The organism is Streptomyces durhamensis (assembly GCF_000725475.1).
Taxonomy (GTDB): domain Bacteria; phylum Actinomycetota; class Actinomycetes; order Streptomycetales; family Streptomycetaceae; genus Streptomyces; species Streptomyces filipinensis.
The window spans coordinates 1-520 of record NZ_JNXR01000098.1 but is presented as its reverse complement, the minus strand read 5'-3'; the positions used below and the strand labels follow the sequence as shown (position 1 = coordinate 520).

The window sequence follows — 520 nt, the reverse complement described above, 5'->3', positions numbered from 1 at the left end:
CGACAGCACCGCCCACCGAAGCGGCCCCGGAAGCAAGCGCCTCCAGCCCCTGCCGGAACTCCGCGAGGTCCCCGCCCACGATCGCCGCACGCCGCTCCAGCACCGCGCGCGAGGTCGCCAGCGAGAACGCCACGTCCTCCGGCCGGACCCCGCAGCCCTCAACGCCCTCGGCACCCTCGACGCCCTCGGCGTCCAGGAAGGACAGCAGCCGGACCGCCTGCTCCCGCAGCGCCTCATCGCTCTTCGCCGACAGCACCCACGGCACGATCGCTCCCGAGGCCGGAGCCGGGGCCTCGTCCGCCCTGCCAGGCGCCTGCTCGACGATCACGTGGGCGTTGGTGCCGCTGACGCCGAAGGACGACACGGCGGCCCGGCGCGGGTGATCGGTCTCCGGCCACTCCATGGCCTCGGTCAGCAGCCTGACGTCACCGGCCGACCAGTCCACGTGCGGAGTGGGCTCGTCCACGTGCAGGGTCCGCGGCAGCACACCGTGCCGCATCGCCATCACCATCTTGATGAT

The 520-nt window shown here is 73.3% G+C and carries 1 protein-coding gene; it reads right to left on the bottom strand.

The annotated features are described in order from the left end of the window. Nucleotides 1–520, bottom strand: a 520-nt coding sequence (locus IO33_RS45345; protein WP_037687431.1) for a ketoacyl-synthetase C-terminal extension domain-containing protein, incomplete at both ends; no start/stop codon positions are given.